Below are 12,525 nucleotides of genomic sequence, written 5' to 3'. Positions count from 1 at the left end.
ATGGACTGATGCGGGTGGTGCATTAATGACAAAGCGTTGACCAGTATTTACATATTCAACAATAACTTAACATTTCGGTGATCTTTTATTTACCACATTTCGCTAAGTTGCTGATATATCAGTTTTGTGACACCGCGCAGGTGAGAAGCCAGGCGGGGCCTGGCTTGGGATTATCAGCGCAGCGCGTTGGCAATTGCGCTAAACATCAGCGACGCTTCCAGCGGCTGGGCGCTGAATGACGGCTCTGCCTGCGGCCAGGTGGACCACTGGACGATAACCAGTTTTTCTTTCTGATTAACCACGATCATCTGACCAAAAATACCCAGCGCCCACAGGGAATCCTTCAGCGAATTTTCGACTTTCGGCTCCACGTTTGTGGCGGTGGCCGGCACTTCGTTGTTCCACCACTGGTAGCCGTACAACCCCTTCGGATGCGCCTCGGACACCGATCCTTTGGCCTGTGTCCAGGCTGAGGACTGCTTCACCCAGCCCTCGGGGAGGATCTGCTTTCCGTCCGGCAGTGTACCGTTATGCAGTATAAACTCCCCGAAACGCCCCCAGTCTTCCAGCGTGGCGTTAAATCCATGCGCACCCACGTCGTGCTGGCCTTTGCTGTAGGCATGCCACACGCCGTCGCTCGCCATGCCGTACGGCTGCCAGATGCTTTTCTCCAGATACGCCGCGAGCGTCATGCCGGTGGCACGCTCAAGCACATCGCCTAACAGCCAGGCGCCACCCGAGGAATAGGACCAGTTTTCACCCGCCGGGTGTTCACGGTGTAATCCTTTCACCAGGGTGCGCACGCAGTCGTAGGTGCCCGGTTTCGCTTCGCATTCGGTAAGCCGGGCGAAGTCTGACTGCGGGTTAGTGTAATCTTCGTTCCACGCCACGCCCGAGGTGTGGGTGATGAGCTGTTTCAGCGTTACGCCCTCCCAGGCGGTGCCTTTTAAATCCGGTTCGTACTGGGTGATGAGGTCGTCCAGTGAGTGGATTTTACCCTCTTTTATCGCAACGCCCACCAGCGCGGAAACCACCGATTTGCCCACGGAACGCGACGTCCAGAGCGTTGAGTTGGTATTGCCTTCTCCCAGGTATTTATAGGCCACTTTGCCATTTTTCAGCACCAGCATGCCGCTGACGTTCTGGCGTTTCAGGTAATCCTGAAGATTGTAAATCTTACCCTTCACCTGATAGCGGGCATCGGTGAGCGGTTTTTCTGCGGGCAGCAGCGGCGTTGCGTTGCCGTGGCGGAACACATCGCCTGCGTAGTTGCGGTAGTCATTGCGAAAGCCCACCACGCGATCGGCCTGGCTCCAGGTGAGCATGGTATGTGCGTCCGGGAGTCTGGCATCGAAAGGCGTCGGACAGGTCGTGAGGTCGGTACCGTTGCAGGCCGCCATGACGGCGGGCGAGAGCAGGCTGCTGACAACCAGCGCCGCGAGCAGCGTGCGGTTTGTTTTGATTTTCATATTTATCTCGTTTGGCTCAGGAAGGACTTCAGTTTAAGAACCTGCGGCCTATAATAAAAAACGCGTTATGGGGGAAAATCCCCCGGAAAAATCGCGTGGAGAATGACGTGGCATCCCTGATCTATTCCTTTGCCCAACTTGAGGCGTTCACCGCCGTCGCTGAGCACGGCAGCCTGATGAAGGCGGCCAGTAAACTCGGCAAAGATCGTACAACCTTGCGGGATCTGATCGATTTTCTTGAGGATGGGCTGGGCTACGCTCTGTTCCTGCGGGAGGGGCGCAGCCTGCGCCTGACGCCGGAGGGGGAGCAGCTTCAGCGGCAGGCGCACCTGCTGATGCGGCAGGTCAAAGCATTTGAGGCGTTTGCCCGATCGGTGCCGGACAGCGCCACGCAGGACATTGCACTCGTTTACGATCCGTTCACCCCCAGAGCTTTTTTACAGGCGCTGATTGCCACACTGGCGGCGAAAAAGATCCGCCTGAGCCTGACCAGCGCATCGCGCGATGAGGCGGAAGCCATGCTGGCGAACGGTCAGGCCGATCTGGGGATCTGCCAGGCGCGCAACCGCAGCGTGGGCAATGAGATGGAGTGGCGGGCGCTGGGGGCGATCGAAATGGATTTTTACGCCGCAACGACGCTTTTTGCGGAGGTTGCGTCGCCGGTGTCGCTGCTCGATCTCTCTCTGGTTCCGCAGGTGATTATGCATGCCGCGTCAGACGAGCCGGTTGCCCGTCGCCTGCAAATTTCAGGGCACACGCTTTTCACTAACGAACTGGAGATGCTGCGCGGCCTGCTGGAGAAAGGGTGCGGCTGGGGATTTTTGCCGACGCATCTTCAGGCGGCGCGATGGCAAAACGTAAAAAGGCTGCACACCGAAGTGGGCAGCCAGGGGATCGGTCAAACGATGGTGACGATCTGGAAACCGGGCAGCGACAAGCGCGGGTTAATTAATGAAACGCTGTCGCTGCTGCCGTCATTGTGGAAAGACTCAGCGCTGTGAACAGCCTTTGCACTGCTTGTTCTGGATCTGCTGGAAGAAATCGTTGCCTTTGTCATCCACCAGGATAAACGCCGGGAAGTTCTCCACTTCAATTTTCCAGATCGCTTCCATTCCCAGTTCCGGATACGCCACGCACTCCAGACTCTTGATGCTGTTTTGCGCCAGCACCGCCGCCGGGCCGCCAATGCTGCCGAGGTAGAAGCCGCCGTGCTTATGGCAGGCGTCCGTCACCTGCTGGCTGCGGTTACCTTTCGCCAGCATGATCATGCTCGCACCGTGGGATTGCAATAAGTCCACGTAGGAGTCCATACGCCCGGCGGTGGTTGGACCTAAGGAGCCAGACGCGTAGCCTTCTGGCGTTTTGGCCGGGCCTGCATAGTAAATCGGGTGATCTTTGACGTACTGCGGCAGGGCTTCGCCGTTATCGAGCAGTTCTTTCAGCTTCGCATGGGCGATGTCGCGCGCCACAATAATGGTGCCATTCAGCGACAGGCGGGTGGAGACCGGGTGCGCGGAAAGCTGCGCCAGAATATCGGGCATCGGCTTGTTCAGATCAATGCTTACCACGTCGCCTTCTCCCTGCTGGCGCAGGGATTCAGGAATATACTGGCCCGGATTGTGCTCCAGCTTCTCAATCCAGATCCCCTCGCGGTTAATCTTCGCCTTGATGTTGCGGTCGGCGGAGCACGAAACACCCATGCCGATCGGGCAGGAGGCACCGTGGCGCGGCAGACGGATCACGCGAATATCGTGGGCGAAGTATTTCCCGCCAAACTGCGCGCCAAGGCCGAGGTTTTGCGCTTCCTGAAGCAGTTCCTGCTCGAGCTGGACGTCGCGGAACGCCTGGCCGTGCGCATTGCCTTCGGTTGGCAGGCTATCGTAGTAGCGCGCAGAGGCGAGCTTGACGGTTTTCAGCGTGCCTTCCGCTGAGGTGCCGCCGATAACGAAGGCGATATGGTAAGGCGGGCAGGCCGCGGTGCCGAGGGTCCGCATCTTCTCAACCAGATAATTTTTCAGCTTCGCCGGGGTGATCAGCGCTTTGGTTTCCTGATACAGATAAGTTTTGTTGGCGGAACCGCCGCCTTTCGCCATGCAGAGGAATTTGTACTCGTCACCATTCACGCTGTAGAGGTCGATCTGCGCGGGCAGGTTGGTGCCAGTATTCACCTCTTTATACATATCCAGCGCCGCATTCTGCGAGTAGCGCAGGTTGTCTTCAATATAGGTGTTATACACGCCCTGGCTCAGCGCGGCTTCGTCACCGCCGCCGGTCCAGACGCGCTGGCCTTTCTTACCCATAATGATTGCCGTGCCGGTATCCTGACAGGTGGGCAGCACGCCTTTCGCCGCAATCTCGGAGTTGCGCAGGAATTGCAGGGCAACGTACTTATCGTTCTCGCTGGCTTCCGGGTCGCTCAGAATAGCCGCAACCTGCTACTGGTGAGAGGTGCGCAGCATAAACGCTGCGTCGTGGAAGGCCTGCTGGGCCAGCAGGGTCAACGCCTCTGGCTCGACTTTCAGCACTTCCTGACCGTCGAACTCGGCAACGGAAACGTGCTCTTTGGTCAGCAGATAATATTCGGTGTCGTCATGCGCGAGTGGGAAGGGGTTCTGGTAGATAAAGGGTTTGTTTGACATAGCTTGCTCCACAAAAATTTAACCGCCGGAGGAAATGTCCGGCGGTCAGAAATCAGAACATCATGGACATCCACGGGTAACCAATCAGCAGCAGAGCTGCCAGGAAGATGGCGCCGAAGATAGTGCCGAGGCGCCAGTAGTCTTTGGTTGGCAGGTAGCCGCTACCGTAGTAAATCGGGCTTGGGCCAGTACCGTACGGGGTGATGATCCCCATCACGCCCAGCGAGGTCACCATCAGCAGGACGAACACTTCCATATTCATGCCCGGAATGGTGGAGGCGATGGTCAGCATCGCAGGCAGCAGCGCCGTGGTGTGCGCGGTGGTGCTGGCGAACAGGTAGTGCAGCAGGTAGAACGCCAGCAGCAGGACGATGGTGGCGACACCCGGCGAGATACCGCTCATTAGCAGGCCGCCTTCTTTACCCAGCCAGCTGATAAAGCCGGTGGAGGAGAGACCATCCGCCAGTGCCACCAGGGTGGCGAACCAGACGAAGGTATTCCACGCGGCTTTGTTGCCGGTGATGTCGTTCCACTCCAGCACGCCGGTCCACAGCATCAGGCCAACGATCAGCAGGGCAGCCATGGCCGGTTCAATCCACGCCGCGGCGAAGATCCACATCAGCAGCGCGCAGCACACGAATACCAGCAGCAGGATCTCATTGCGCGACAGTTTGCCCAGTTTTTCCAGTTCGCGGGTCGCCCACAGTGGTACTTCATTGTTTACCTTCACTTCTGGCGGGTAGAACCAGTAGGCCAGCAGCGGCATGGTCAGGATCAGCAGGATACCCAGCGGCAGGAAGGCGAGGAACCAGGTCCCCCAGGAGATATCAATTCCAACGGTGCTTTTCACCAGCGCCAGTGCCAGCAGGTTAGGTGCCAGAGCGGAAAGGAACATCGAGCTGGTGATACAAGCCGCGGTGATTGCCACCCACATCAGATAGGAACCGATTTTGCGCGCGCTTGGGTCGTTGGGTTTTGAACCGTACAACGGCGGCAGGTTAGCGATAATCGGGTAGATGGTCCCACCGCTGCGCGCGGTATTGGACGGGGTGAACGGGGCCAGCAGCAGGTCCGCGAAGGTAATGGCGTAACCGAGCGTCAGGCTGCGACGGCCCAGGTACTTCACCAGAATCAGTGCCAGACGGCGGCCGAAGCGGGTTTTGTCGTAGCCTGCGGCAAACATAAAGGCACCGAAGATCAGCCACACGGTGGAGTTACCAAACCCGCTCACCGCCCATTTAAAGGAGGCGCCCGCCAGCTTGAATTTCGGGTCAGCCAGCTGTTCGGGGCTAAAGAGCACCCACTGGCTGCACAGCGCAATCGCCACCACGCCGGTGAGGCCGATTACGGCGCCCGGCAGAGGTTCGAAAATCAACCCGACGATGACGCCAACAAAGATGGCGAAGTAGTGCCACGCATAAGGCGGCAGACCTTCCGGAACAGGGACAAACAACAGCAGGACGGCGACAATGACGGGCAGGGCCATCATCAGCAGGCGTTTTGCTGTTCCATTTGATGCCAGATTCGCCGCAGGAGGCGTTACAGCAGTTTTTGTTTTCATAGTTTCACGTCTTAAGTTGTCAAAAATTCGTCGTACAGCGAAAACACAAATTCGAATGCTTTATTCGTTTTGCTTTTTTTAGTTATTTAAGGTGCGTTTTTGTGTTTTCAGTAATAGCGATTTAACGCATTTTTGTTTGCGCTAAATAAAAAATGATGATGTTTTTATATTGCGCCTTTGGATGCCATTACTATTGATCGCGATCAAAAAAACAGAATTGAGGACGTAATTTTATACTTTTTATAATAACCACTCTGAGTAGTGTGGTTATTCGCTATTTTTAAGCATTTTATTTATCAATTTTATAACATTATTAATTTGGGACGTGTTTTAGGTTTTGATTTTAAAGGATTTTTGATGTGTATGGTGTATTGGTTTTACCATTGTTGATTTAACTTTTTTAAATTAATGTGAACGTATAAAACATTCACGCTAACACCAATGTGTTATTAATGTTATCGCAGGGATTAAATAGTTTATTAACTAATGTAATGGCTTTAGAAACTAAAAAAAGCTTTATATTAATGTCATGACATCGGCGAAAACACAAATAAAAAATCCATACCGATAACGAATTCTTAATTTTTAAAGTTTGGAGTTTCTATTATGAGCACTAACGAACGTATTTTAAGCCCCTTCACATTACCGAATGGTACTGAACTGAAAAACCGTTTGTTAATGGCCCCGATGACAACCTGTACGGGGTATTTCGATGGCACCGTGACCAGCGAGCTGGTGGAGTACTACCGCGCCCGCGCTGGCAGCATCGGCACCATTATCGTTGAATGCTGTTTTGTTGACGATCTCGGCCTTGCGTTCCCGGGCGCAATTGGTATTGATAACGACGAAAAAATCGCCGGACTGGCAAAAATCGCTGACGCCATTAAGTCCAAAGGTTCCAAAGCCCTTCTGCAAATTTACCACGGCGGCCGTATGGTCGACCCAAAACTGATCGGCGGCCGGACGCCGGTTGGCCCAAGCGCGGTTGCCGCGCCGCGTGACGGTGCCGCGACGCCGGTTGCTCTGACTTCAGAGGAAGTGGAAGGCATGATCGGCAAGTTCGGCGAAGCCGTACGCCGCGCAATTCAGGCCGGCTTCGATGGCGTCGAAATCCACGGGGCGAATACCTATCTGATCCAGCAGTTCTACTCCCCGAACTCTAATCAGCGCGACGACGAGTGGGGTGGCAGCCGCGATAACCGCGCGAAATTCCCGCTGGCGGTGCTGGACATTACCCACAAGATGGTGCGCCAGTATGCGGACGACGCGTTCATCGTTGGCTACCGCTTCTCACCGGAAGAGCTGGAAGTCCCCGGCATTCGCTTCGAAGACACCCTGTATCTGCTGGAAAAACTGGCCGCTCGTGGGGTGGATTATCTGCACTTCTCCCTTGGCGCCGCCCTGCGTCCTTCTATCGTCGATACTCAGGACCCGACGCCACTAATCGAAAAATACTGCGCCATGCGCTCTGACACGCTGGCGCAGGTACCGGTGATGGGCGTTGGCGGCGTGGTGAATGCCACGGATGTGAATGAAGCGCTGGATCACGGTTACGACCTGATAGCCGTTGGTCGCGCCACCATCGCCTATCCAGACTGGACCGATCGCATCGCGGCGGGCGAAAGCCTGGAGCTGTTTATGGACAGTACCCGACGCGAAGAACTGAGCATCCCTGAACCGCTGTGGCGCTTCTCGCTGGTGGAAGCGATGATCCGCGACATGAGCATGGGCGAATCTAAATTCAAACCGGGCACCTTTATTGAAAAAGTGCAGGACGATGCTAACGAACTGGTGATTAACGTCAGCCTCGAAACCGATCGCATCGCCGATATCGAACTGGCCTCCGGCCCGAGTGAAGACGTCGAGTTTGTCACCAGCTTCGAAGAGATCCGTACCCGTATTCTGGATGCCAATACCCCGCACGTGGATGCTATCACCGGCGCAACCAGCCAGAGCGAGGCGGTGAAAAAAGCGGTCTCGAAGGCGATGCTCAAATCCAGCAAAGCGCTGGCGGCAGAAGAGGGCGCTGACCCGAATGAGACTAAAAGCGTGGACGTGGTGGTGGTCGGCAGCGGCGGTGCCGGTCTGGCGGCGGCGATTCAGGCTCACGACGAAGGCGCGAGCGTGCTGATCGTTGAGAAAATGCCGACTATTGGCGGGAACACCATTAAAGCCTCTGCCGGGATGAACGCGGCTGAGACCCGCTTCCAGCGCGTGAAGGGCATTCAGGACAGCAAAGAGCTGTTCTACCAGGAAAGCCTGAAAGGCGGTGGCAATAAGAACAACCCTGAACTGCTGCGTCGCTTTGTCGAGAACGCGCCGCAGGCCATCGAATGGCTGGCAACGCGCGGCATTATGCTGAACGACATCACCACCACCGGCGGGATGAGCATCGACCGTACGCACCGTCCGAAAGACGGTTCCGCGGTGGGCGGATATCTGATTAGCGGCCTGGTGCGCAATGTCAACAAACGCAACATCGAGGTGATGCAGGATACCTCCGTGAGCGACATCATCTTCGAAAACGGCGAAGTGACCGGCGTGCGTCTGACCACCGAAGAGAACGAAACCCTCACCGTGGCAACCAAAAGCGTAATTGTCGCGACGGGCGGCTTCAGCGCCAACAGCCAGATGGTGGTGAAATACCGTCCGGACCTGGAAGGGTTCGTGACGACTAACCACAAAGGCGCAACCGGCGGCGGTATCGCACTGCTGGAGCGTATTGGCGCAGGCACCGTCGATATGGGCGAAATCCAGATCCACCCAACCGTTGAGCAGAAAACGTCGTACCTGATTTCCGAATCCATCCGCGGCGGCGGGGCGATTCTGGTAAACCAGCAGGGCAACCGCTTCTATAACGAAATGTCGACCCGCGACAAAGTCTCGGCGCAAATCATCGCGCTGCCGGAGAAATACGCTTACATCGTCTTTGACGAGCATGTTCGCGCCAAAAACAAAGCCGCGGATGAGTACATCGCGAAAGGGTTTGTCACCAGCGCCAGCTCGCCAAAAGCCCTGGCGGAAGCGCTGGGGATGGATCACCACCAGTTCCTGGCAACGCTGGAACGCTACAACGGCTTTGTGGAAAAACAGCATGACGATGATTTTGGCCGCACCACCGCGCTGCGTGCGCCTATCAACGAAGGGCCGTTCTATGCCATTCAGATTGCGCCGGGCGTGCACCACACCATGGGCGGTGTGACCATCAATACAGAAACCTGCGTGCTGGACAGCAACCACAACGTATTGCCGGGAGCGTTTGCTGCGGGTGAGGTTGTCGGGGGTATCCACGGCGGTAACCGCATCGGTGGTAATGCGGTGGCAGATATCATTATTTTTGGTACGCTTGCCGGACATCAGGCGGCTATGCGTTCGAAAACACGGTAAGGCTCCTGTTTCCCCGGCGGCGCGGTGCTTGCCGGGGCTACATCTGAGGACTTATGCAATGCCTGATAGCCATCGCGTTTACAGCTACAACGCCGTTCTGATGGGCTCGCCCATCCTCCTGAAACTCTTCTCCCATGACGAAGCCCTCGCGTCCCGCGTGTTTCGCCTGATCAAACAGTACGAAGATCTCCTCACCGTCAACCGTGCGGATTCGCAGGTGATGGATGTCAACCATGCTGCCGGTCAGCATCCGGTTGTCGTCAGTCGCCCGGTGTTTGACCTGATCCGCTGCGCGAAAGCGGCCAGCCTGTCTACAGACAGTGCGTTCAACCTGGCGATAGGTCCGCTGGTCAAACGCTGGAAAATTGGCTTTAAGGGGGACGCTGTACCGCCCGCGGACGAGATCGCCGCCTTGCTGAGTATCACGGATCCTGCGAACGTGGTACTGGATGACGCCAACAGCAGCGTGTTTCTTACACGCCAGGGAATGGAGATCGATCTGGGGGCTATCGCCAAAGGTTATATCGCCGACAGGGTGCGGGATCACCTGCATAAAGAGGGCGTTGAACTTGGGCTGATCAACCTTGGCGGCAACGTTCAGACGTTAGGCTCGCCGGAGGGCGGCTGGCGCGTCGGCCTGAAAAAACCGTTCGCCGGTGACGCGCTGATTGGCGCTATGACGGTAGAGAACCGGTCGGTGGTAACGTCAGGCACCTATGAGCGCTATTTCGAGCAGAACGGCAAACGTTATCACCACATACTTGACCCGCGCACCGGCTACCCGCTGGATAACGAACTGGACAGCGTGACGATTATTTCGCAGGATTCCCTCGACGGCGATATCTGGACCACGCTGATCTACGGCATGGGTGTGGAAAAGGGCTGCGCCGCGCTGCGTTCGCGCCCCGATATTGAAGCCATTTTTGTCACCAAAACAAAAGAAGTGGTGATCTCCTCGATGCACCACTTCCGTTTTACCCTTCTGGACGACAGCTACCGAATTACTGGCAGTACTGTTTGAGCAGGCCGACCTGTTCCGGCTGCAAACGGTAGCGATATACCGGTCGACCGGTGGCGCCGTAGTGAATGCTGGTGAACAGGATATTGATTTGCGCCAGCCAGATCAGGTATTTGCGGCAGGAGACGCGGGAAATGTTGACCGCATTCGCCAGATCGTCGGTGGAAAATTCTATCTCCGGATGGCTGTCGATCCACTGGCAAATGGTGCGCAGCGTCTGCGGCGTTAAGCCTTTCGGTAATTTTTTGCTGTCGGCCAGCTCCGGCGCGCCGCCGTGAATCAGCTTGTCGACGTCGGCCTGTTCATAATACTGATGCGAGCCCATCAGACTGCGCTTTGCCTTCCAGCCGTTCAGCGCCTCTTCAAAACGCGGGAACTGGAACGGTTTAATCAGGTAATCCACCACGCCATAGTGCATCGACGTCTGGATCGTTGCGGCGTCGGAGGCTGACGAAATCATGATAACGTCAATCGGGCGGCCCGATGCCCGGATGATGGGCAATAGATCCAGCCCGTTATCCTGCTGCATATAGACATCCAGCAGCACCAGATCGATCGGCTGGCCTGGGTTTGCGATCAATGCTTCGGCCTGGTTGAGCGTGGAAGCGACGCCGCAGCAGTTAAAACCCTCAACGCGGTTAACATACAGACGGTTGAGGTCGGCTACCATGGCGTCATCATCGACAATTAATACATTTATCACGCGATATTCCTCTCGCTATCCCAGGGGATCTGAACAAAAAATTGGGTAAATACGCCAGGCTCCGACTCGACGGTAATATCTCCGCCCAGGTTCTGGATCTGCTGACGTGCAAGGAACAGCCCAACGCCACGGTTTTCACCTTTTGTTGAGTAGCCCTTCGTAAAAATAGCCTCCAGCCGCTCGGGATCAATGCCGGGACCGTCATCGCTGACCTCACCGCTCAGCCAGCCGTTCTGATAATGCAGCAGCAGGCCGATCTCGCCTTCCGGCTGACCTTCCATCGCATCCAGGGCATTTTCGATTAAATTGCCCAGCACGGTGATCAGAACCGCAACCTGCTCTTCATTGCTGGTGTCAGGAAGCTGACTCTCCTCGGCCAGCGTCAGGGTCACTCCCGCCTCTTTGGCGCGGTTGATTTTACCCAGCAGGAAACCCGCAATGACCGGCGATTTAACCTTGCGCTGTATCGCGCCGATATCCGTCTGATAATTCTGTGCGGTCTGGATGATGTACTCTTCCAGCTTATCGTAGCGCTTCATGTGCAGCAGGCCGAGGATCACGTGTAGCTTGTTCATAAACTCATGCGTATGTGAGCGCAGGGCATCAACATAGTTGACCATACCATCGATACGCTGCATTAACTGGCTGATTTCGGTCTTATCGCGGAAGGTGCTGATTGCCCCGATGACCTGATTCTGGCTTTTCACGGGGACCATGTTGCACAGCAGTAGCCGTCCGTTACAGCCGATCTCCTGATCCTGACGAGCAATGCCGGTTTTCGCCACTTCCCGCAGGCTGACCAGCAATGGTTCGCCGCTGCTCTCGGAGTGCTCACCCGAGCTCAGGAGCAAAATTTCTCTGGCGGTGTGGTTAATCATCGTCACGCGCCCGTGCATATCAACAGCCATCACGCCTTCGCGCAGGGACTGCAACATGGCCTGGCGCTGCTCAAAGAGGGCGGAGATCTCGTAAGGCTCCAGCCCGAAGAGAATACGTTTCAGAACCCGGACCAGACCCCATATCGCCACTGAGCTCATCAGAACGCTGAATAAGATGGTCCACACGGCATTGAGCCGACCGCGGGCAATCTGATCTTCAACTTTATTCAGCGAAATACCCACCACGACCACGCCGATCTGGTCGTGCCGATCGTCATAAACGGGCGTAAAAACGCGCAGTGCTTCCGCGAGTGCGCCGCGGTTCACGGAGACATTCTCTTTCCCTTCGAGGGCGGGCGTCAGATCGTCGCCAATAAAATGCAAACCTAACAGCGCTTCGTTTGGATGAGAATAGCGGATCCCACGCAGGTCGGTAACCACGGTAAACAGCAGGTCGTTGCGCTTCGTCACCGCCTGGGCAATCGGCTGGATGATGCCGGCCTGCGGCGATTCCATCAGGCCACGCTTGATCTCCGGGCTGTCGGCCAGCGTTCGGGCGATACCCAGCGCAGTATCTTTCACGTCATCGCGCGTGGCACGGGTGATCTGCACAGAGTACAGCGCGAAGACCACCAGCAGCACAGAACCGATAATGGCGCACACCATCAGCGTAACCAGCGTATTCAGCTTCATAGGGCGCTTGCGCGTCGGGGGGAAGGGCTGCAAATCGCTCATTAACACTCCGCGATGAAAAAGAAAGGGCTAATTATCGCTGATGACGGGCATTTCATAAAGCCATGTAAAGAGAGGCGTTTCGTGAGCCTTCTCTCATGTGACCTGTATAAAACACTTTATAGTGTGGGGGTACTC

7 protein-coding genes and 1 pseudogene are annotated in these 12,525 nt (G+C 56.0%); 3 read left to right on the top strand and 5 right to left on the bottom strand.

Going from position 1 to position 12,525, the window contains the following annotated elements:
• Positions 1-173: 173 nt before the first annotated feature.
• Entirely contained in the window at positions 174-1,469 is a 1,296-nt protein-coding gene (locus CKK19_RS08410; protein WP_063849654.1) for a serine hydrolase domain-containing protein, read from the bottom strand.
• 95 nt (positions 1,470-1,564) lie between these two features.
• Between CKK19_RS08410 and CKK19_RS08405 the strand changes: the two genes are divergently transcribed.
• Positions 1,565-2,470 carry a LysR family transcriptional regulator gene (locus tag CKK19_RS08405; RefSeq protein ID WP_063853265.1) on the top strand — a complete coding sequence of 302 codons (906 nt, stop codon included), beginning with the start codon at positions 1,565-1,567 and terminating at the stop codon, positions 2,468-2,470.
• On the opposite strand, the pseudogene fumA reads toward CKK19_RS08405, so the two are convergent.
• Both fumA and CKK19_RS08395 read right to left on the bottom strand, forming a co-directional pair.
• A pseudogene (gene fumA / locus CKK19_RS08400) lies at positions 2,459-4,108 on the bottom strand (class I fumarate hydratase FumA). The gene CKK19_RS08405 and the pseudogene fumA sit on opposite strands and share 12 nt — an antisense overlap.
• 52 nt (positions 4,109-4,160) lie before the next feature.
• Positions 4,161-5,669 (bottom strand): anion permease, encoded by a 1,509-nt coding sequence (locus CKK19_RS08395; protein ID WP_022648571.1) that lies wholly within the window; start codon positions 5,667-5,669, stop codon positions 4,161-4,163.
• Positions 5,670-6,275: 606 nt separating this feature from the next.
• Between CKK19_RS08395 and CKK19_RS08390 the strand changes: the two genes are divergently transcribed.
• Positions 6,276-9,056 (top strand): flavocytochrome c, encoded by a 2,781-nt coding sequence (locus CKK19_RS08390; protein WP_063853263.1) that lies wholly within the window; start codon positions 6,276-6,278, stop codon positions 9,054-9,056.
• 58 nt (positions 9,057-9,114) lie between these two features.
• A complete protein-coding gene (locus CKK19_RS08385) occupies positions 9,115-10,077 on the top strand; it encodes an FAD:protein FMN transferase (protein WP_063853262.1) in 963 nt (320 codons plus the stop codon).
• Here the strand turns inward: CKK19_RS08385 and dcuR are convergent.
• Both dcuR and CKK19_RS08375 read right to left on the bottom strand, forming a co-directional pair.
• On the bottom strand, positions 10,058-10,777 hold the full coding sequence (gene dcuR / locus CKK19_RS08380) for a two-component system response regulator DcuR (RefSeq protein ID WP_063853261.1): 720 nt from the start codon (positions 10,775-10,777) through the stop codon (positions 10,058-10,060). The genes CKK19_RS08385 and dcuR overlap by 20 nt on opposite strands.
• On the bottom strand, positions 10,774-12,390 hold the full coding sequence (locus CKK19_RS08375; protein ID WP_032624010.1) for a sensor histidine kinase: 1,617 nt from the start codon (positions 12,388-12,390) through the stop codon (positions 10,774-10,776). Before CKK19_RS08375 ends, dcuR begins: the two co-directional genes overlap by 4 nt.
• Positions 12,391-12,525 lie beyond the last annotated feature (135 nt).

Origin of the sequence: Enterobacter sp. CCUG 70166 (genome assembly GCF_020224095.1) — a bacterium.
Classification (GTDB): domain Bacteria; phylum Pseudomonadota; class Gammaproteobacteria; order Enterobacterales; family Enterobacteriaceae; genus Enterobacter; species Enterobacter intestinihominis.
The sequence above is the reverse complement of the archived record's forward strand: the minus strand, read 5'-3'. Positions and strand labels throughout refer to the sequence as shown.